We start from the raw sequence: 20,877 nt of genomic DNA, 5'->3' as shown, positions 1-20,877 counted from the left end.
ACACCATCATGCTGCTCAAGACCTCACTGCGGAGCTTCCTCGCCCACAAGGGCCGGATGGCGCTCTCGCTCATCGCCGTCGTGCTGTCGGTGGCCTTCGTCTCCGGCACCCTGGTGTTCTCCAACACCGCCACCGGCACCTTCGACAAGCTCTTCGCCGCGACCTCCTCCGACGTCTCGGTCCAGCCGCCCAAGCCGGCCGAGGACGAGGAGCAGCAGGCCGCCGTCAAGCCGCCGACCGTCCCGGTCGCGCTGGAGCGGCAGGTCGCCGCGCTGCCCGGGGTGAAGAGCGCCGTCGGCCAGGTCCTGGTCGAGAACGCCGTCATGATCAACCCGGCCACCAACAAGCTGGTCGGCCCGACCACCGGCGCGCCCACCCTGCTCGGCAACTGGACCGACACCCCGGGCAACCCGCTGAAGGTCACCTCCGGCCACACGCCGCGCGGCCCGACCGAGCTGCTGCTGGACGCGGACACCGTGAAGAAGGCCAAGCTCGCCCTCGGCGACACGCTCAGGGTCGAGAACCCCCTCGGCCGGCACGACTTCACCATCGTCGGCATCGGCACCTTCACCACCACCAACCCGGGCGCGGCGCTCGGCTTCCTGGACACCCCGACCGCCCAGCAGGCACTGCTCGGCGGGCCGGCCTTCAGCACCGTCGAGGCGTACGGCGACGGCAGCCGCGGCGACGACCGGCTCAAGGCCGACGCGCTGGCCCAGCTCGGCGGCGGGTACCAGGTGAAGACGGCGGCCGAGCAGAAGGCCGACCGCAGCGAGCAGGTCGGCAAGGGCCTCGGCTTCATGAAGTACGCGATGCTCGGCTTCGCCTTCGTCTCGGCGATCGTCGGCGCCTTCCTGATCGTCAACACCTTCTCGATGCTGGTCGCCCAGCGCACCCGGGAGATCGGCCTGCTGCGCGCCATCGGCGGCAGCCGGCGGCAGGTCAACCGCTCGGTGCTGGTCGAGGCGCTGATCCTGGGCGTGCTCGGCTCGACCCTCGGGGTCGCGGCCGGCCTGGGCGTGGCGGTCGGCCTGATCAAGCTGATGACGGCGATCGGCATGGACCTGGAGGCGGCCGACCTGCAGATCGGGCCGGACGTGTTCGTCGCCGGGTACGCGCTGGGCATCGTGGTCACCCTGGTCGCGGCCTGGTTCCCGGCCCGCCGGGCGAGCCGGATCTCGCCGATGGCCGCGCTGCGCGACCACGGCACCCCGGCGGAGGCCCGGGCCAACCTCGTCCGCACCGGCCTCGGCCTGCTGCTGACGGCGGGCGGCGGCGCGGTCCTGGTGCTCGGCGCGGGGGCGGAGAAGGCGGCCACCGGCGGCCGGTACCTGGGCCTGGGCGTGGTGCTCACCCTGATCGGCTTCGTGGTGCTCGGCCCGCTGCTGGCCTCGGCCGTCGTCCGGGTGCTCGGCGCGCTGCTGCCGGCGCTGTTCGGCCCGTCCGGCAGGCTCGCCCAGCGCAACGCGATGCGCAACCCGCGCCGCACCGGCGCCACCGCCGCCGCGCTGATGATCGGCCTGGCGCTGGTGATCGCCTCCGCGGTGTTCAGCTCCTCGGCCGTCACCTCGACCAGCGCGCAGATCGACAAGTCGGTGGGCGCGGACTACATCGTCTCCGGCGGCCGTACCGCGATCACCCCCGAGATGACGGACGCGGTCCGGAAGACCCCGGGCATCGACCACGTCACCACCCAGCGGTTCTTCGCCGCCAAGGTCCAGCTGCCGGACGGGCAGAAGGCCAAGACCCCGCTGACCGCGGTGCCGCCGTCCTTCTTCGGCACCGACTTCCGGCCGACCGTCGACTCCGGTGCGGTGGACTCGCTCCAGCGCGGCTCGCTGGGGATCGGCGCCGCCTTCGCCAAGGACCACGGCCTGAAGGTCGGCGACCAGGTCACCGTCGACTACGGCCAGGGCCGCACCCAGACGGTGCCGGTCGGCGCGGTCTTCGGCAAGGGCGAGCTGTTCGGCGACGGCTCCTTCGTGGCCATGGACACCATGGAGAAGGTCGTCCCGGCCGCCGAGCAGCCGCCGGTGTGGACCTTCTTCGCCAAGGCCTCCCCGGGCGCCGACGTCGACCGGACGCTGACCGCGCTGGAGGACGGGCTGAAGGAGTACCCGCAGCTCACCATCAAGGACCGGGCCGGCTACAAGGAGCTCGCCCAGTCCCAGATCAACACCCTGCTCTACCTGATCTACGGGCTGGTCGCCCTCTCGATCACGGTCGCGGTGCTCGGCGTGGTCAACACCCTGGCGCTGTCGGTGGTCGAGCGGACCCGCGAGATCGGCCTGCTGCGGGCGATCGGGCTCTCCCGCCGCCAGCTGCGCCGGATGATCCGGCTGGAGTCCGTGGTGATCGCGGTGTTCGGCGCCGTCCTCGGCACCGGACTGGGCCTCGGCTGGGGCGTCACCGCCCAGCGGGTGCTGCGGGACCAGGGCCTCGGGACGCTCTCCGTCCCGACCGTCACGGTGGCGGTCACGCTGGTCGCCTCGGTGCTGATCGGCCTGTTCGCCGCACTCGTCCCGGCCTTCCGGGCCGGACGCATGAACGTCCTCGCGGCCATCGCGACGGACTGACCCGGCGCCGGGGGGCGCCGGGCCCGGACCACGGGGGACACGGGGGGACCCGCGGGGAACGGGGGAACGGGGGGACCCACGGGGGACCGGGGGGCACGGGGGACAGGGGCCGGGTGCGCACAGCGCCCGGCCCCTGCGCCGTGCCCCGCCCCCGCAGGTCCGGGCCGGTCCGGCGGGCGTACCGTCCGCTTCCCGGGTGCTGGGATGATCGTCCGATGCTCCCCTCGGACGCCCCGCCCCTGCCCAGCGCAGCGCCCCTCACCAGCGCGGCCGCCGCCCGCTGGCGCGCCGCCCGGACCGCCTGGCGGCTGGACGGCCGCTGGCTCGCGCTGGTGCCGCTCGCGTTCGTGGTCCTGGCCGGCGCGGTGGAGCCGGACGTGGGCCGGTGCAACGTCCAGAACGTCTGCCGGGACACCTGGGGCTCGGGGCTGGCCGGCTGGTCGGTGCTGGCCGAGATCGTCCTGCTGGCCACCAGGGCCCGGGTCCGGGTGCTCGTCCCGCCGGTCGTCCTGGCGTTGCTCTGGTACCTCCCGGAGGGCCTGGTCACCCCGGTCGCCCGCTGGTCGGCGGTGCTGCTGCACGTGCTGCTCACCGCCGTCCTGCTCGGCGCCGAGTCCGGCCGCCGCCGCGCCCGCCAGCAGCTGGACGAGCTGATGGCCCCGCCCGTCCCCTATCCCTGGAGCGCCGCCGGCGGGCCCTCGCCCGTCCACCGGGACGGCCCGCCCGTGCTGCGCCGCGCCCTCGGCGTCCTGCTGCTGGTGGTCGCCGCGGCCTTCCCGGTGTACGGCCTCTGGGCGCAGGCCCGGGCGGACGGCGCCGCCGAGCGGGCCACCCGGGTGACCGGCACCGCGGACGGGAGCGACCGGGACGGCGCGCTGACCGTCCGCTTCCAGCCGCCCGGCGGCGGCCCCGAGCGCACCGCCGCCCTGGACGTCTGGTGGCAGCGCCGACCCCAGCCCGGCGAGCCCGTCCCGCTGCTGGTGGACGGCGACTCGGTGCGCGCCCTGGGCGACGACTACGACGTCTCCGGCCAGCTGGCCGCCGGCGGCCTGATCGCCCTGCCCGGCCTGGTGCTGCTCGGCTCGGCCGCCGTCGCGAGCGCCCGTCGGGGCAGGCCCGCCTTCGCCGGCGCCGGCCCCGCGCTGGCCGTCCGGGTGCGCGCCGACGCCCGCGGCGACCTGCTGGTGCTGCCGCTGGACGGCCCGCCGGACGGCCCCGGGCTCTGGCGGCTGGTCGAGCGCGACCGCTACCGCTGGGCCCGGAACGCCGCCCCGGACGGCGCGGCCCCGGCCTGGGTGCCCGAACACCTGGAGACCGAGGACGAGGACGCCGACTACCCCGACCCGGTGCTCGACCACGACGAGGACGAGGAGGAGCACTGGGAGCTGTTCGACCGGGCGACCCCGGCCGAGGCTGCCGAGTGGCTGGCCCGGGCCGGCCGCAGCGTGCCCGCCGTGCTGTACGGCGGCCCGGACGGGCCCGACCACCAGCTCCTGGTCCGCCCCGGCCTGCTGGACGGCGACCCGCACTGGGTGGCGGCCGTGGTCGCCCCCGCCGCCCGGCCCCCGCGCGTCGGCCGGCGCTCCGGGCGCTACCGCGAGCGCGACCTGGCCGTCGCCGCGCTGACCGCCGAGACCGTCGCCGCCGCCCCGGCGGCCGGTCCGGACGCCGAGCCGCTGGCCGCCCGCCGCTGGGAGATGCCGCTGCCGCTGCGCGCGGCCGCCGGACCGGTGGCGGCCCTGGTGGTCGCCGCCGCCGTGGTGCTGCTCGACGACGACGGCTGGTGGGAGGGGCTGCTGCGCCCGCTGTGGATCGGCTCGCTGGCGATCCTGGCCTGCGCCCAGACGCTGTCCTGGCAGCTGGTCGCCGACCGCAACGGCCTGCGGGTGGCCACCGCGCTGCGCACCCGCTGCTACCGGTGGGCGGAGATCTCGGCGGCGGCGGCGCACCGGAACCTGCTCACCATCCGGCTGCACGGCGGGCGGGAGTTCTCCTTCTTCAGCCGCCCGGCGGTCTGGCTGGCCGCCCTCTTCGGCGGCCGGTACGACCCGGGCGCGGTGGCCCGGACCGTCGCCACCGCCGCCCACCGCCCCGACCTGCGCCCGGCACAGGCCCTGCCGGACCGGCTGGGCGGCCCCCAGCACCTGGTGAACCGGCTCGCGCTGACCGGCTACGCGGTGTTCACCGTCGCCCACTACGCACTCTGAACCCACCCCGGACCGCCACCGGATCCACACCGCTTCCGGCCTGCGCGTAAGGGGGAGTACGGTGTTCTTGATCACAGCACCGGCGCGGCACCGCGAGGCGTCCCCGGCAGCCCGGACCGGGACAAGACGAGGACACGTCCGCACCGGTACGGTTGGCCCCGATGAACACCAAGGCTGCTGAGGAGCTGCCGGCTGTTTCCGTGATCATGCCGGTGCTCAACGAGGAACGTCACCTGCGCACGGCGGTCCGGCGCATCCTGGACCAGGAGTACCCCGGGCCGATGGAGGTGGTGATCGCCCTCGGCCCCTCCACCGACCGCACCGCGGAGATCGCGGCCGAGCTGGTGGCCGAGGACCCGCGGGTGCGGACGGTGGCGAACCCCACCGGCCGGACGCCGGCCGGGCTGAACGCCGCGATCCGGGGCTCCCGGCACCCGATAGTCGTGCGCGTGGACGGCCACGGCCTGCTCACCCCCGGCTACATCACCACGGCGGTCCGGCTGCTCGGCGAGATGGACGCGGCCAACGTCGGCGGCATCATGCACGCCGAGGGCGAGACCGAGTGGGAGAACGCGGTCGCCGCCGCGATGACCTCCAAGATCGGCGTCGGGAACGCGGCCTTCCACACCGGCGGCCTGGCCGGCCCGGCGGACACCGTCTACCTCGGGGTGTTCCGGCGCGAGGTGCTGGAGAAGCTCGGCGGCTACAACGAGGAGTTCATCCGCGCCCAGGACTGGGAGCTGAACTACCGGATCCGCCAGGACGGCGGCCTGGTCTGGTTCACCCCGCAGCTCAAGGTGACGTACCGGCCCCGCCCCTCGGTGCGGGCGCTGGCCAAGCAGTACAAGGACTACGGCCGCTGGCGCCGGGTGGTCACCCGCTACCACCGGGGCTCGGTCAACCTGCGCTACCTCGCCCCGCCGGCCGCGCTGGCGGCGGTCCTGCTCGGGCTGGGGCTCGGCGCCGCCGTCCACCCGGCCTTCCTCGCGGTGCCCGGCGCGTACCTGCTGGGCATCCTCGGCGGCGCGGCGGTCGAGGGGCGCGGCCTGTCGTTCAAGGCCAAGGCGCTGCTGCCGGTGGCCTTCGCGACCATGCACCTCAGCTGGGGCTTCGGCTTCCTGACCTCACCGCGCTCGCTGGCCCGGCGAGTGATCGCCAGCGTCGGCCCGGCCGCCAAGGACGTGCTCTCGAAGACCGGCTGATCCGCGGATCCGCCGATTCGTTTCGGCAGCCGCCCCGGCGCCTTCTCGACGCCTCCTCGGCGGCACCACCCGGAACCCGTCCGGCACCCTTCTCGGCACCGCTATCGTCGGTGCGCATGGCGACAGTTGAGGACGGGTCGGGCGCGGCCCGGATCGAGCCGAGCGCGGACGTCGACGAACGGGCCGCGATCGGCGCCGGGACGACGGTCTGGCACCTCGCCCAGGTCCGCGAGGACGCGGTGGTCGGCGCGGACTGCGTGATCGGCCGCGGCGCGTACGTCGGCCCCGGCGTCCGGATCGGGGACCGGGTCAAGGTGCAGAACCACGCGCTGGTGTACGAGCCGGCGGTGGTCGAGGACGGGGTGTTCATCGGCCCGGCCGCCGTCCTCACCAACGACCGGTACCCGCGCGCGGTCACCCCAGACGGCCGCCCCAAGGGCCAACTCGACTGGTGTGCCGAAGGGGTGACGCTCCGTCACGGCTGCTCGATCGGCGGCCGGGCGGTGCTGGTCGCCGGGGTGACGGTCGGCCGCTGGGCCCTGGTCGCGGCCGGCGCCGTGGTGCACCGGGACGTCCCGGACTTCGCCCTGGTCGCCGGTGTCCCGGCCCGCCGGATCGGCTGGGTGGGCCGGGCCGGCGAGCCGCTGCGGCCCGCCGGGGACGGCGGCTGGCAGTGCCCCCGGACCGCCGAGCGCTACCGCGAGCAGGGCGGAACCCTCGTACCGCTGTAGCTACTTGGCGCAGACGTCGGTGTCGTCCGCCTGCACCCGCTGGAGGTCCTCGGGCGCCTCGGTGGGCACCGCCGGGGTGGCGGGGGCGGTCAGCACGTCCTTGCCGAGCACCAGCAGCAGCCCGTTCTTCGGGTCGGACTTCTCGGCCGGCCGGACGGCGTCGCCGGGCAGGCCGAGGGCGGCGGCCAGGGCGCCGGCCTCGGCCTCCATGCCGCTCGGGTAGGACACCGTGGTGGTGTCGGCGGGCGGTGCGTCGCTGCCCACCGCGGCCCGGTCGAAGCCCTTCGCCCGGAGCTTCTCCACGGTCGGCCCGGACTGTCCGCGCTTGCCGCTGCCGTTGCGGACCGTCAGCTGGGCGGTCTTGAGGTGGATCGCCGGGAGGGTGGCGGCCGGCGTGGTGGGGGCCGGGGCCGCCGGGGCCGCCGAGGCGTCGGCGGCCGGTGCCTCGGGGGCGGGCGGGGCGGCGGTCTCGGTCAGCGAGCGGTCGGCCGCGACCATCGCGAACAGCTGCCCGGCGTCCGGCTGCTTGAGGATCACCCGGTTCTCGTCCTTGGGGTCGTCCAGGACGGGCGCGGTGGTGAAGGTGATGTTCTTGGTGTCGACCTTGCCGATGTCCAGCGCGAGGTCCTTGAGCTTGTCCACGCTGCCGATGCCGGAGTCCACGGTGAGCGCCTTGGTGGCGGCGTCCGCGAGCTTGTAGAGCTTGGTCGGGCTGGTCAGGGTGTCGTCGCTCTTGATCTTGCGGATCATCGAGCTGATGAACTGCTGCTGGAGCGGGATCCGGGTGAGGTCGCCGCCCTGGCCGACCGCGTGCCGGGTGCGGACGAAGGCCAGCGCCTCCTCGCCCTGGACCACGTGCCGGCCCTTGGTCATCTTGAGGTGGGAGCCGGAGTCGTTGATGTCCTTGGCCGCGCAGACCTCGACCCCGCCGACGGCGGTGGACAGGCTCTTCACCGCCTCGAAGTTGACCTGCACGAAGTGGTCGACCCGGATCCCGGTGTTCTTCTCGACGGTCTTCCAGGTGCAGCCCGCGTCGCGCCCGGCCTGGCCGAGGCTGTTGTTGAACTCCTCCCGCGCCGAGCCGGGGATCTTCTTGCCCTGGGTGCTCTGGCACTCCGGGATCGGCAGCATCAGGTCGCGCGGGAGGCTGATCACCGTCGCGTTGGTGCGGTCCTTGGCGATGTGGAACAGCAGGGTGGTGTCGGCGTGCCCGGTGCTGCCCTCGTCGCCGTACTCCCGGCCGAGGCCCTCCCGGCTGTCCGTGCCGATCACCAGGACGTTCAGCGCGTCCCCGGCGGCCGGCGGGCGCTCGGACTCGTCGCCCAGCTGGACCTTGACCGAGGTCAGGTTGTCGTTGAAGTGCCGGTACAGGTAGTACGCCCCGCCACAGCCCGCGACCATCACCAGGGCGCCCGCCCCGGCCGTCCACTTGAGGGCGCGTCGGCGCCGGCTGCGCCTGGCGAGCGCGGCGGCCCGCCGACGGGTGTCCCGGCGGCCCTCCGGGGCCGGTGCGGCGGGCTCCTCGGCGGTCGGTGCGGCGGCCCCGCGGCGCTGCCGGGGGACGCCGGGGGCCGGGTCCACCCGGTACCGTCCGGTTTCCGGTTGCTCCTCGTGCACGGGGGTTCCCTACCTTCGACCGGTCACGGCTGTGGACCGCCCGTACGGACGGGCCGATCCGGACACAGTAGACGAGCCGAACGCGGGAGTCGTTCCCGGTGTGATCTCCGCCATGTTCCGGCAATGCGGAGGTAAATACCGTACGTGGCCGACCAATTGCGGAAGCGTCCGGATCGGTCGGCGCGGCCGGCCCGGGGCGGCCGGGGCGGCCGGGGGTGCCCGGCTCAGTGCTGGGCGCAGGCGTCCACGTCGGCGGTGCGTCCCTCGAAGGTGGGCGCGGCGCCCGCCGAGGGTGACGCGTTCGCCAGCGCCGCCACCTCGGCCGTCGGCTGGGTCCCGGCGCCCGGCCCCGCCGCCGGCGAGCGGCCCGCCCCCGGGACCGGCCCCGGGGACGGCGTGGACCCGGGCGGCCGGACGGCGACCGGCCGGTCGTCCCGCAGCGCCGCGAACAGCTGGCCGGTCTGCGGCTGCACGAACTCGTCCCGGTCCGAGTCGTAGCGGTACGGGCGGCGCGGCGCGGTCAGGAAGACCACGTCCGCCGAGGGGATGCCGCGCAGGTCCTGGGTGAGGTCGTACAGCGCGCCGAGCGAGGACAGCGCGCCGTCCGCCCGGACCGAGGAGGTCGCGGCGTCCAGCACCGGCCACAGCTTCGCCGGGTTCAGCAGCACGCCCTGCGACTGCACCTTGCGGATCAGCGCGGCCAGGAACTGCTGCTGACGGCCCATGCGCTGGGTGTCGCTGCCGTCGCCCAGGCTCTCCCGGGCCCGGACGTAGCCGAGGGCCTGCTCGCCGTGCAGGGTCCGCCGGCCGGCGGCCAGGTCGAGCTTGGCGTCCTTGTCGTGGATCGGCTGCGGCACGCACACCTCGACCCCGCCGATCGCGTCCACCATCGTCTTGAAGCCGCTGAAGTCGAGGATCACGTAGTGGTCGATCCGGATGCCGCTCAACTGCTCGACGGCCCGGATCGAGCAGGCCGGACCGCCCGTCTCGAAGGCCCAGTTGAACTGCATCAGCGCGGGCCTGCTGCGGGTGCCGTCCGGCTTCTCGCAGGCCGGGACGGTGACCATGACGTCCCGCGGCACGGAGACCGCCGTCGCGTGCCTGCGGTCGGCGGCCAGGTGCAGCAGGATCGTGGTGTCCGAGCGCTGGCTGCCCGGCTCGCCGCCGTACGAGCCGTTCGCGCCGGAGCGGTCGTCACTGCCGATCAGCAGGAGGTTCTCGGCGCCCCGCGCCCCGGCGGTGCGGCTCGGCCGCTCGGCCTCCAGCTTGGCGAGCAGCCGGTCGGTGGCCGAGTCCGCGCGGATGTTGCCGTCCAGCGTGCGGTAGGCGATCCAGAGCAGCACCCCGGTGGCGACCAGCAGGAACGCGACGGCGCCGGCGGTGATCATCAGCCACCGCCGGCGCCTGCGCGGGCGTCCGCTCCCGCCCGGAGGGGTGTCCGTCGGCGGGCCGTCCTGGGCCGCGCCGTTCGTCGGGGGAGTGGCGGTCGGGGGGTGCTCGGTGTCGTCCTCGGCCATGGCAGCGATCCCTACCCGCCGGGCCCGGGCCGGGGGTTAGCCGAGGCGCAGTGTCACCCGTTCGGATTCGGTCCGCTTCTCCCACTGCCCGGCGTCCAGCGTCTGCGAGTTGCGGCAGAGCACCACCGAGGCGCCGGCCGCCAGCGGCGCCAGCAGACCGGCCTCCAGACCGGTCCAGTCGTCGTACGAGAGGGTGGACAGCACGCGGTCGCCGGGCTTCAGGCCGAGCCGTGCCGCCCCCTCCCGGGCCAGCGCCACGGTCTGCTCGCCCGTCAGCTTCAGCGGCAGCCCGTCCACCGCGGTCTCCAGCGCCGGCCCCTCCGGGGCGACGGGGGAGTACGGGGCGAAGCGGTCGCCCTGGCCGGGCACCTCGGCGGCGTAGTCGAGGAAGCCGTCCGGGCGCTGCGGGAAGCGGCCGCCGAGCGGACGCAGGGCGAGCGCGACCCGCTCGCCCTCGCAGGCCTGGGCGGCCTCCAGCCCGTCCGGGCCGCTGACCACCAGGTCGGCGGCGGCCGGGTCGCCGCCCGGCACCGCCGTCACCCCGACCGACCAGCAGGCCAGCAGCCAGACGGCGCTCTGCCAGTGGGCGGGCAGCAGCAGCGCCGCCCGGTCGCCGGGGCCGGCGTTCAGCTCGTCCTGGAGGAGGTTGGCCGTCTTGGCCACCCAGTTGTCGAAGGTCCGGGCGGACAGCTCCACCCGTTCGCCGGTGGCGTCGTCGTAGAAGGTGACCAGAGGGGCCGCGGGATCGACCGAAGGCGTGCCGCCGCGCAGGAATGCGTGCAGCAGCTCGACGGGGGTGCGGGCGTCGGCAGCGAAGGGCGCAGTCATGGTGCGCCCCAGCCTACGGCCTTCGGGTGGGAGGTCGGGAGGGGCGGCCGAACGGGCGCGGAGCGGCGTGGCGGGCGGTCCGGTTTGCGGCGACGATCCGGTTTATGCGCCTCTCACTTCCGGCCGCCCTGCTCGCCGGCTGCACCGCCGCCCTCCTGCTCCAGCCCGCCGCCGGTGCGACCCCCTCGTCCGCCCCGCGCCGCCACGACTTCGCCGGCGGCGGCTCCACCACCACGCTCCCGCTGCCCGCCGGGACCGGCCTCGCCCCGCGCGGCACCGCACCGTTCGAACTCCTCGGCCTCGGCTGGGACGGCCCGGCGGACGCCCTCGCCGGCGCGGTGCTCCGGGTCCGCACCCGGGACGCGGCCACCGGCCGCTGGAGCGGCTGGCACCGGCTGGAGGCCGACGCCGAGGACGGCCCCGACCACACGGCGCACGGCGCCACCGCCCCGCTCTGGACCGGCCGCAGCGACGGCGTCGCCGTCGAGTTCCGGCCCGGGCCCGCCGGAGCACCGCCCGGACTGCGGCTCGACCTGGTCGACCCGGGACACGGCGCCGCCCCGGCCGCCGTACGGACCCTGCCCGCGGAACCGCCGACCGCGCCGCCCGCCGGGCCGACCAAGGGGCAGGCCCCGCGCCCGAGGATCGTCACCCGGGCCGGCTGGGGCGCCGACGAGTCGCTGCGCGACCCGGAGTTCGAATACACCGGCCCGGTCCGCGAGGTCTTCGTCCACCACACCGCCACCACCACCGACTACGCCTGCGCCGACGCGCCCCGGGTGGTCCGGGCGATCTACCAGTACCACGTGAAGACCAACGGCTGGCGGGACATCGGCTACAACTTCCTGGTCGACCGCTGCGGCACCGTCTACGAGGGCCGGGCCGGCGGCGTCGACCAGCCCGTCCACGGCGCCCACACCCTCGGCTTCAACACCGACTCCGCCGGCGTCGCCGCCCTCGGCACCTACACCGGCGACCAGCCGTCCCGCCCCCTCCTCGACGGCCTCGCCGCCCTCGCCGCCTGGAAGCTCGGCCTCGCCGCCCGCCCCGCCGACGGCCGCGCCCGCCTCACCTCCTCCTCGGACGCCAGCCGCTACCCCAAGGGCAGCACCGTCGACTTCGACGCCGTCTCCGGCCACCGCGACGCCTTCGACACCGAGTGCCCCGGCAACGCCCTCTACGCCCGCCTCCCCGCCCTGCGCGCCGCGGCGGCCCGCCTCCAGACCCGCTGACCCCGGGGCCCTCCGCCGTCCCGCCGGCGCTGTCCGACCCCCCGCGTATCGTTCATGTCCGGAGGCGACCCGGGAGGCGACGGCGGTGGAAGCGGTACGGCGCTGGCGCCCGGGCTTCCCGCTGGACGTCGCCCGCACCCTGCTCCCGCTGCGCCGCGGCCCCGCCGACCCGGCGTACCGCAGCACCGGCGACGGCGCCGTCTGGCGCGCCTCCCGCACTCCGGGCGGCATCGGCACCCTGCGGGTGCTGCCGCGTCCGGCCGCCGGCGAGGTCGAGGCGAGCGCCTGGGGCCCCGGTGCGGAGTGGCTCCTCGACCGCCTCCCCGCCCTGCTCGGTGCCGAGGACGCCCCGGAGGCGCTGGTCCTGCCGCCCGGCCCGCTGCGGGACGCCCAGCGCCGTACCGCCGGGGTCCGGCTGACCAGGACGGGCCTGGTGCTGGAGTCGCTGGTCCCGGCGATCCTGGAGCAGAAGGTCACCACCGACGAGGCCTACCGCGCCTGGCGCCTCCTGCTGCGGGACTTCGGCACCCCGGCGCCGGGCCCGGCCGAGGGCATGCGGGTGGCGCCGTCGGCCCGCGAGTGGGCACTGGTGCCGAGCTGGGAGTGGCACCGGGCGGGCGTGGACCCGAAGCGCTCGGGCACGGTCGTGCGCGCCGTCCGCCTGGCGCCGCGGCTGGAGGAGGCCTCGGCCATGGGCCACGAGGAGGCCTTCGCCCGCCTCACCGCCGTCCCCGGCATCGGGCCCTGGACGGCCGCCGAGACGCTGCAGCGCAGCAACGGCGACCCGGACGCGGTCTCGGTCGGGGACTTCCACCTGCCCAACCTGGTCGGCTGGGCGCTGGCCGGCCGCCCCCGCAGCGACGACGCCCAGATGCTCGCGCTCCTGGAGCCCTACCGCCCCCAGCGCCACCGGGTCTGCCGCCTCCTGCTGGCCACGGCCGCCCACGCCCCCCGCTACGGCCCCCGGCTGACTCCCAACGACCACCGCCACCGCTGACCCCGGCGGCTGCCGCTACCGGACGGTGATGAAGGCCCCCGCGTCGCGTTCCGGACGGACCTTCGGCGCCTCCGCGGGCCGGCCGACGGCGACGGCGCCCATCGGGTCCCACCCCTGCGGGAGGTCCAGCGCCTCCCGCACGGTGTCGCGGCAGAACATGGTGGACGAGACCCAGGCGGAGCCGTACCCCTCGCCGGTGAGCGCGACCAGCAGGTTCTGCACGGCGGCGCCGGCGGCGACGGTGAACATCTCCCGTTCGGCGGTGGCCCGGCGCGGGTCCGGGTAGTCGTGCGAGCCGTCCGTCACCAGGCAGGGCACCACCAGGTACGGGGCGTCGCGCAGGACGTCGCCGCGGGCGGTGCGCCGGGCGATCTTCGCCTCGTCCCAGCCGTCGAGTTCGCGCAGGTCTCGCTGCCAGGCGGCGAGCATCGCGTCGAGCAGCCGGACCCGGGTGTCCGCCGACTCCAGCAGCACGAACCGCCAGGGCGTGGTGTGGTGCGGGGCGGGCGCGGTGACGGCGGCGGCGACGGCGCGGCGGACGGCGGCCGGGTCGACCGGCTCGGTGGTGAAGGAGCGGACGGTGCGCCGCAGGGTGACGGCCTGCCGCAGCGCCTCGGAGGTGCCGAGCCGGAACATGTCGTCGACGGCGGGCCGGACCAGCGGCCGGGCGCCGTCGCCGTCCTCGGCGGTGACGAGGTGTCCGAGTCCGCGCACGACGGCGACCGGGACGCCGCTGGCCTTGCCCTTCACCAGGTCGGCGGCGGCGGCGAGTTCGTCGGCCGTCGCGGTGACGGTCATCTCCAGCCGGTTGCCGTGGCTGTCGGTGCGGCCGCGGTGGTCCTCCAGGACGGAGAGGCCCGCGGCGCCGATCGCCACGTCGGTCAGCCCGTTGCGCCAGGGCCGGCCGAAGGTGTCGGTCACGACGACGGCGAGCCGGCGGCCGGTCAGCCGCTGGAGCCGGGCCCGCAGCGCGCGGGCGGAGGCGTCCGGGTCCTCGGGCAGCAGCAGCACGGTGCCGGGGGCGGTGTTGGAGGCGTCGACCCCGGCGGCGGCCATGACGAGGCCGTTGCGGTTCTCCACGATCCGGACCGGCCCGCGCCGGGCGACCACCCGGACGGTCTCGGCGTCGATCGCGGCCTCGCGGTCGGCGGCGTGCAGCAGCCGGCCCTCGGCCTTGCTGACGATCTTCGAGGTGACCAGCAGGATGTCGCCGTCCTGGTACGTCCCCGCCTTGGCGATGAGCTCGCCGAGGTCCGCCCCGGCCGTGACCTCGGGCAGCCCGTCGACGCCGAGGACCTCCAGCGTCACTTGCGCACCTGCTCGGCCAGCGCGAGCGCCGCCCGCGCCATCTCGGCGGTGGCCTCGACGTCGGTCATCAGCAGCGGGACGGCCCGGCAGGCGATCCCGGCGGCCTCGACGGCGGCCACCGAGGCCTCGTCCACGGTGTCCACCAGCCACCCGTCGACGAGCGCCGGCCCGTAGTCGAGCGCGACCGCCTCCGCCGTGGCCTCGACGCCGACGGCGGCGAGCACCTTGTCGGCCATGCCGCGCACCGGCGCCCCGCCGATGATCGGGGAGAGCCCGACCACCGGCGCGGGCGCGGCGGCGACCGCCTCCCGGATGCCGGGGACGGCGAGGATGGTGCCGATCGAGACCACCGGGTTGGACGGCGGGAAGAGGATGACGTCCGCCTCGGCGGTCGCCTCCAGCACGCCGGGCGCGGGCTTGGCGGTGTCCGCGCCGACCGGGACGATCGCCTCGGCGTCCACCTCGGCGTGCAGCCGGACCCAGTACTCCTGGAAGTGGACCGCCCGGGTGCCCTGCTCGTCGGTGATCCGCACGTGGGTCTCGACCCGGTCGTCGCTCATCGGCAGCAGCCGCACGCCCGGCTTCCAGCGCACGCACAGCGCCTCGGTGACCTGGCTGAGGCTGTACCCGGCGGTGAGCATCTGGCTGCGCACGAGGTGGGTGGCGAAGTCGCGGTCGCCGAGCCCGAACCACTCGGGGCCGACGCCGTACTCCTTCATCTCGGCCTTGATGGACCAGGTCTCGTCGGTCCGGCCCCAGCCCTGTTCCTCGTGGATGCCGCCGCCGAGGGTGTACATCACGGTGTCGAGGTCGGGGCAGACCTTGAGGCCGTAGAGGTGGATGTCGTCGCCGGTGTTGCCGATGACGGTGATCTCGTCCTGCGGTCCGACCGCCGCGAGGAGTCCGCGCAGGAAGCGCGCCCCGCCGATTCCGCCTGCCAGTGCCACGATGCGCATGGGGTTCATCCTGCCACGGTCCGACTTTCCGTCAGCCGTGATCAGTGCGACCCGGCCTGCGCCTGCCGCCCGGTGTGCTGCTCCTGGTGCTGCTCGGGGACGGCGGTGGCGCCGTACTGGTTCATCTCGGTCAGGCCGGGGGCGTAGAGGTGGATGGAGACGGCGGGTTCGAGCGCGCCGTTGACGACCTCGTGCAGGTAGCCGGAGGAGAACACCCGCTGCCCGCCGGGCCGCAGGGTGCGGGCGATCGCGCCGCTGGGGTCGCCCCCGGCCGAGGGCTGGGGGAGGGTGAGGGAGCGCTCGATCAGCTCGCCCCGGACGACGCTCATCACGCCGGAGGACTCGCCGTGGTCGTGGAAGCCGCTGGACTGCCCGGGCAGCCAGCTGAGCAGCCAGACCTCGTAGCCGGGGCCGGTCTCCAGCCGGGCGTACCAGCGGGTCAGCGCGTCGTAGCGGACCAGCGGCTCCCAGCGGGAGCGGTCGGCGGCGATCTCGCGCACCAGCCGGGCGTACTCGGCGACGGTGGTGGGGTGGGCGGGCAGGTCGGTGCGCGCCAGGTGCGGGAAGGCGAGCGGGTCGCCGGCGATGGAGACGTCGCTGAGGCCGTCGGCCCACTGGCGGGTCCGGGCGTCGGCGGGGGTGCCGGTGCGGACGGTGGCGGGGCCACGGCGGGAGAGCTTGTTGCGGTCGCGGTTCCGCTTGCGGATGCGGATCATGCGCACGGGAGTCGTCCTCGGAAGGGTCGGCCGGTTCGTCGGGATCGGCCGGATCCGGGATGTCCTGGGACGGGAATCGCGGGCGGCCTCTGTGCTTCCTGGGGGCGGCGCGCGGTGGGACGCGGGCGCCTAGATACAGCAGGAACAGAGGCGACAACAAGAGTTCACGGCACGGCGGAGCGTGGAACCGCTCCGGGGGCTGGCGAACTCTGACATAGGAGCAAGGACACCGCATCCGCAGGGGCGGTGTCAAACCGAAGGATGCGGCATTCGAGTGGGTTAGGTCCGGATCTTTCCCTGATGGGGTGATTCATCACTCTCTATGTTTCGATGGGAAGATCGCCGGGAAGGCAGGCCGATGACCGGCCTGTGACGGTGACCGAGCGTCACCCGGTGAATGGTTGCGGATGGTTCGGCACCGTTCAGGACCTTGAGGTGGAAGGTCCGATGTGTCCGGATATGTACACTATTCGTAACGGCTTGGTGCCAGGGAGTGAATCCCAGCCCCAATACCAGAGCTCGGCTTGACTGGGCCAGAGTGACGCAACTGTAATTTCACTCGTGTCGTCAGCCGCACGAGGCAACGGCAACCACGGGGACGCCAAGTAGGGGCAGAGGAGGCGCGCCACATGAGCGAGCTCTTTGAGCTGTTGATCGGGGACGGCATCGCGGAGGACGAGGAGGAACTCGGCTGGCAGGAGCGCGCGTTGTGCGCCCAGACCGACCCCGAGTCCTTCTTCCCCGAGAAGGGCGGCTCGACCCGCGAGGCCAAGAAGGTCTGCCTCGCCTGCGAGGTCCGTTCCGAGTGCCTGGAGTACGCCCTCGCCAATGACGAGCGTTTCGGCATCTGGGGCGGCCTCTCCGAGCGCGAGCGCCGTCGGCTCAAGAAGAGCGCGGTCTGACCGGGCGGCCCCCGCCCCCCGCTGACCCTTCGACAGCGACGGACAACCGCACAGCTGTACGGGCGCCTCACCGCGGTGGTGGGGCGCTTTCGTGTTCCCGGGGCCCCTTCACCGTCCCCGCACGCACACCCCGGACGAAGCGGCCACCCGGAGCCGTTAGTGTGGTGCGCCATCCGGTTGCCGTTCACCGGCTGTGTCCACCGAGAACTGGGGCCCGCGCACGCGATGACCGTCTACAGCCACCAGAGCGGCTCCACCGCTTCCCGGCCGCCCGCCTATCCGCGCCACCTGGTCACCGCCGTGATCGTCTCGCACGACGGCGCCCGCTGGCTCCCGCGGGCCATGGCCGGCCTGCTCGGTCAGGACCGCCAGGTCCAGCGCGTCCTCGCGGTCGACACCGGATCCACCGACAACTCTCCGCAACTGCTCGCGGACACCCTCGCCGACTGGCTGCCCGAGAGCGGACCGCTGGTCCTCGGCCGCCGGGCCGGCTTCGGCACCGCCGTCCACGAGGCCGTGGCGGGCAGCGCGCCCCTGCGCCCGGAGGACCTCCCGTACCGGCTCGACCCCTCCGGCTACGACCCGGTCACCGGCGGCTGGGACGACTTCGGCGACCCGCTCGCCCAGGAGGACGACCTCGGCCGCGGCGGCCCGCGCGAGACCCGGCCGGTCGAGTGGCTCTGGCTGCTGCACGACGACTGCGAGCCGCAGACCGACGCCCTGCGCCGACTGCTCCAGGTCGCCGACTCCACCCCCAGCGCCGCCGTGGTCGGCCCCAAGCTGCGCAGCTGGTACGACCGCCGCCAGCTCCTCGAGGTCGGCGTCACCATCGCCCGCTCCGGCCGCCGCTGGACCGGCCTCGACCGCCGCGAGCAGGACCAGGGCCAGCACGACCAGGTCCGCCCGGTGCTCGCGGTCTCCAGCGCCGGCATGCTGGTGCGCCGGGACGTCTTCGAGGAGCTCGGCGGCTTCGACCGGGCCCTCCCGCTGATGCGGGACGACACCGACTTCTGCTGGCGGGTCAACGCCGCCGGCCACCGCGTGGTGGTCGCCCCCGACGCCGTGCTGCGGCACGCCGAGGCGGCCGCCCGCGAGCGCCGGGCGATCGACTGCGGCCCCGCCCACCCGCACCGGATGGACAAGGCCGGCGCCGTCTACACCCTGCTCACCAACTGCAAGGGCGCGCTCTTCCCCTACGTCCTGCTGCGGCTGGTGCTCGGCACCCTGCTGCGGGCCGTCACCAACCTGCTCGGCAAGGACCCGCGCCAGGCCTTCGACGAACTCGCCGGCCTCGGCCACGAACTCGTCCGCTTCCCACGGCTGTTGGCCGGGCGCAAACGCCGCGCCAAGTCCCGGTCGGCGGACGCCCTGGACGACCGCACGCTCTTCCCGGCCCCCGGCGCCACCACCCGGCTGGCGGTCGAGGGCGTCGTCGGCTCGCTCGGGATAGGGGGCGGCGACGACACCGGCCGGCACGGCTCGGCCGAGGCCGGCGGCGACGAGGACGCCGAGGACCTGGTCGTCGAGCAGTTCGCCCTGCTCAAGAAGCTCGCCCGGCGCCCGGCGCCGGTGCTGTTCGCGGCCCTGCTGGTGTTCGCCCTGATCGCCTGCCGCGGCCTGCTCGGCAGCGGCGAGCTGTTCGGCGGCGCCCTGCTGCCGGCGGCCGACGGGGCCGGCGGCCTCTGGTCGATGTACGCGGACGCCTGGCACCCGGTCGGCACCGGGTCCACCGCCGCCGCACCGCCGTACCTCGGCGTGCTCGCGGTGCTCTCCTGGATCCTGTTCGACCACGCCGACCTCGCGCTCACCCTGCTCGTGGTGCTCTCCGTCCCGCTGTCCGCGGTCAGCGCCTACCTGGTGTCCCGGCCGCTGCTGGACTCCAAGCTGGTCCGCGCCTGGGCCAGCGCCACCTACGCGCTGCTGCCCGCCGCGACCGGCGCGCTCGCCCAGGGCCGGATCGGCACCGCCGTGCTCGCCGTGCTGCTGCCGCCGCTGGCCCGCGCCGCCGCCATCGCGGCCGGCCTCGGCATCCGCGCCGAGAGCGCCGCCAAGGGCGCCCGCCCGGGCTGGCGCCCGGTCTGGATGACCGTCCTGCTGCTCACCCTGGCCACCGCCTTCGTCCCGATAACGTGGGCGCTCGCGGTGCCGCTCTGCCTGGCGATGCTGGTCGTCGGGGTGCTGCGCGGCAGCGCCTTCGGCTCCGGCGGCGCGGCGCTGCGGCCGCTCGGCCTGCGCGTCCTGGTGATCCTGGCGGTGCCGGTCGCGGTGCTGGCCCCGTGGTCGCTCAAGGTGCTGTCGCACCCGCAGTGGCTGCTGCTGGAGGCCGGGCTGCCCGGTCTGCACGGCACCGGCGCGAGCGCGGCCGGCCTGCTGCTGGTCAACCCGGGCGGCGCCGGGGTGCCGCCGGTCTGGCTCTCGGCGGGTGTCGTGCTGGCCGCGCTGGCCGCGCTGCTGCGCGCCGACCGCCGCCGTGCGGTGCTCGTCGCCTGGGGCGCGGCCGGCGCCGGCCTGGTCTTCTCGGTCGTGGTGGCGGGCACCTCCGTCACCCCGGCCTCCGGCGGTCCGGCGGTGCCCGCCTGGACCGGCCCGGCGACCCTGATCGCCGGGCTCGCCCTGCTCGCCGCCGCCGCGATCGGCGCCGACGGCGCCAACGCCCGCGTCGCCGGGATCGCCTTCGGCTGGCGCCAGCCGGTGGCCGCCCTGGTGGTGGCCTCGGCCGTGCTGGCCCCGCTGGGCACCGGCCTGTGGTGGGCGCTGACCGGCGCCGGCGGCCCGCTGCACCGCGGCCAGGCCGACCAGGTCCCCGCGTTCATCGCCGAGGAGGCCGGCACCACCGACCGGGCCCGCACCCTGGTCGTCACCGGGGAGAAGGGCGGCGGCGCGGTCCGCTACACCGTGCTGCGCGGCGCCGGTCTGACGCTCGGCCAGGCCGAGTCCACCGTCGACCCGGCGACCGGCACCCAGGACGGCCTGAACAAGATGGTCGGCAGCCTGCTGGCAGGCTCCGGCGCCGACCAGGCGAGCGCCCTGGCCGGCTACGGCATCGCCTACGTGCTGGTCCAGCAGCCGGTGATCGACGCCTTCAAGGACGTCCTGGACACCACCCCCGGCCTGGTCAAGGCCAACCAGGACGGCGCCGCCGCGCTCTGGCAGGTCAACGGCACCCCCGCGGTCCGCGCGGTGATCACCGCCCCGGGGGCCACCCCGGTGGTCGTCCCGTCCGGGGCCCGCGACCTGTCCGCCACCGTCGCGGCCGGCCCGGACGGCCGGGTGCTGCGGCTCGCCGAGTCCGCCGCCCCGGAGTGGAAGGCCACCGTCAACGGCACCGCGCTGGAGCCCACCACGGTCGACGGCTGGGCGCAGGGCTTCAAGCTCCCGGCCGCCGGCGGCAAGCTGGCCGTCACCCGCGAGGGCGGCGCCGCCCACACCGGCTGGATCTGGGCCCAGGTGCTGCTCGGCCTCACCATCCTGGTGCTGGCCCTGCCCGGCCGCCGCAGCCACAAGGACGACGACCTGCCGGAGGAGGCCGTCGCCACCGCCGCGCTGGCCGCCGCCGCCCAGGCGCAGGCCCCCGCCCCCGGCAGCCGCCGGGCCCGCCGGATGGCCGAGCGCGGCGAGGGCGCGGAGGGCGCCGAGGGCGGTGCCGAGGAGTCCGGGGTGTACGACCGGCCGGGCGCGATCCCGGCCCAGCCGAGCTCCGAGCCGGTGACCGGCGCCGTCCAGGCGGCCGCCGCCATCCAGGACGCCGAGCAGTACACGGACCCGTACCAGGCGTACCAGCAGGCCGACCCGTACAGCTACGACCAGTACGCGGCCCAGCAGCCGGTCGCCGCGCCGTACGGCGGCCAGGGCTACGACACCCAGGGGTACGACGCCCACGGGTACGGCCGGCAGCAGGGCTACGAGCAGCCGTACCAGCCCGAGCAGCAGCCGTACTACGAGGTCCACGGCTACGACGGCGGGCAGCAGCCCGAGCAGCAGCAGCCCTGGCTGCCCGGCCAGTCGCAGGGCGAGGCCCCGTACGACCCGAACGACCCCAACGGCCCCGGCCGGTACCCGCACCAGCACGGATCGGGGAGCTGACCCGC

The 20,877-nt window shown here is 75.4% G+C and carries 14 protein-coding genes; 8 read left to right on the top strand and 6 right to left on the bottom strand.

Annotated features, from left to right (window positions below):
- The first annotated feature begins 5 nt into the window (after positions 1-5).
- The 4 genes from ACFVXH_RS40780 to ACFVXH_RS40765 all read left to right on the top strand — a co-directional run bounded on the left by ACFVXH_RS40780 (position 6) and on the right by ACFVXH_RS40765 (position 6,716).
- A complete protein-coding gene (locus tag ACFVXH_RS40780) occupies positions 6-2,576 on the top strand; it encodes an ABC transporter permease (RefSeq protein WP_387831198.1) in 2,571 nt (856 codons plus the stop codon).
- Positions 2,577-2,791: 215 nt separating this feature from the next.
- The gene (locus ACFVXH_RS40775) at positions 2,792-4,783 is read left to right on the top strand and encodes a hypothetical protein (protein ID WP_380777150.1); all 1,992 of its coding nucleotides are present in this window, start codon (positions 2,792-2,794) and stop codon (positions 4,781-4,783) included.
- 161 nt (positions 4,784-4,944) lie between these two features.
- Positions 4,945-5,985 carry a glycosyltransferase family 2 protein gene (locus ACFVXH_RS40770; RefSeq protein ID WP_049659498.1) on the top strand — a complete coding sequence of 347 codons (1,041 nt, stop codon included), beginning with the start codon at positions 4,945-4,947 and terminating at the stop codon, positions 5,983-5,985.
- 116 nt (positions 5,986-6,101) lie between these two features.
- A complete protein-coding gene (locus ACFVXH_RS40765; protein WP_387831194.1) occupies positions 6,102-6,716 on the top strand; it encodes an acyltransferase in 615 nt (204 codons plus the stop codon).
- On the opposite strand, the gene ACFVXH_RS40760 is transcribed toward ACFVXH_RS40765, so the two are convergent.
- The 3 genes from ACFVXH_RS40760 to ACFVXH_RS40750 form a co-directional block, all read right to left on the bottom strand.
- Positions 6,717-8,333 carry an LCP family protein gene (locus tag ACFVXH_RS40760; protein WP_380741188.1) on the bottom strand — a complete coding sequence of 539 codons (1,617 nt, stop codon included), beginning with the start codon at positions 8,331-8,333 and terminating at the stop codon, positions 6,717-6,719. It lies immediately after the preceding gene.
- Positions 8,334-8,557: 224 nt separating this feature from the next.
- The gene (locus ACFVXH_RS40755) at positions 8,558-9,850 is read right to left on the bottom strand and encodes an LCP family protein (protein WP_387831193.1); all 1,293 of its coding nucleotides are present in this window, start codon (positions 9,848-9,850) and stop codon (positions 8,558-8,560) included.
- A 36-nt stretch (positions 9,851-9,886) separates the two neighbouring features.
- On the bottom strand, positions 9,887-10,678 hold the full coding sequence (locus ACFVXH_RS40750) for a TIGR03089 family protein (RefSeq protein WP_380741186.1): 792 nt from the start codon (positions 10,676-10,678) through the stop codon (positions 9,887-9,889).
- 104 nt (positions 10,679-10,782) lie between these two features.
- Between ACFVXH_RS40750 and ACFVXH_RS40745 the strand changes: the two genes are divergently transcribed.
- Both ACFVXH_RS40745 and ACFVXH_RS40740 read left to right on the top strand, forming a co-directional pair.
- Complete coding sequence (locus ACFVXH_RS40745) at positions 10,783-11,910, top strand: peptidoglycan recognition protein (RefSeq protein ID WP_387831192.1); 1,128 nt, start codon at positions 10,783-10,785, stop codon at positions 11,908-11,910.
- 85 nt (positions 11,911-11,995) lie between these two features.
- A complete protein-coding gene (locus tag ACFVXH_RS40740) occupies positions 11,996-12,907 on the top strand; it encodes a DNA-3-methyladenine glycosylase (protein ID WP_049657265.1) in 912 nt (303 codons plus the stop codon).
- A gap of 15 nt (positions 12,908-12,922) precedes the next feature.
- Here ACFVXH_RS40740 and ACFVXH_RS40735 read toward each other — a convergent pair whose 3' ends face one another.
- From ACFVXH_RS40735 to ACFVXH_RS40725, 3 genes are read right to left on the bottom strand one after another with little or no spacing between them, the layout of a single operon-like run.
- On the bottom strand, positions 12,923-14,215 hold the full coding sequence (locus ACFVXH_RS40735; protein ID WP_387831191.1) for a coenzyme F420-0:L-glutamate ligase: 1,293 nt from the start codon (positions 14,213-14,215) through the stop codon (positions 12,923-12,925).
- Positions 14,212-15,171, bottom strand: coding sequence for a 2-phospho-L-lactate transferase (cofD, locus tag ACFVXH_RS40730; RefSeq protein ID WP_387831190.1), 960 nt, complete (start codon positions 15,169-15,171; stop codon positions 14,212-14,214). The genes ACFVXH_RS40735 and cofD overlap by 4 nt, the downstream gene beginning before the upstream one ends.
- A 41-nt stretch (positions 15,172-15,212) precedes the next feature.
- Positions 15,213-15,893: a cysteine dioxygenase family protein gene (locus ACFVXH_RS40725; RefSeq protein WP_234348590.1), complete on the bottom strand. Its 681-nt coding sequence runs from the start codon at positions 15,891-15,893 to the stop codon at positions 15,213-15,215.
- A 623-nt stretch (positions 15,894-16,516) separates the two neighbouring features.
- On the opposite strand from ACFVXH_RS40725, the gene ACFVXH_RS40720 reads away from it, so the two are divergent.
- Positions 16,517-16,789: a WhiB family transcriptional regulator gene (locus ACFVXH_RS40720; protein ID WP_030062195.1), complete on the top strand. Its 273-nt coding sequence runs from the start codon at positions 16,517-16,519 to the stop codon at positions 16,787-16,789.
- Between the two features lie 225 nt (positions 16,790-17,014).
- Positions 17,015-20,872: a glycosyltransferase gene (locus tag ACFVXH_RS40715; RefSeq protein WP_387831189.1), complete on the top strand. Its 3,858-nt coding sequence runs from the start codon at positions 17,015-17,017 to the stop codon at positions 20,870-20,872.
- The last annotated feature ends 5 nt before the right edge of the window (positions 20,873-20,877 follow it).

Source organism: Kitasatospora sp. NPDC058184 (assembly GCF_042883725.1).
In the GTDB taxonomy this organism is placed as follows: domain Bacteria; phylum Actinomycetota; class Actinomycetes; order Streptomycetales; family Streptomycetaceae; genus Kitasatospora.
The sequence above is the reverse complement of the archived record's forward strand: the minus strand, read 5'-3'. Positions and strand labels throughout refer to the sequence as shown.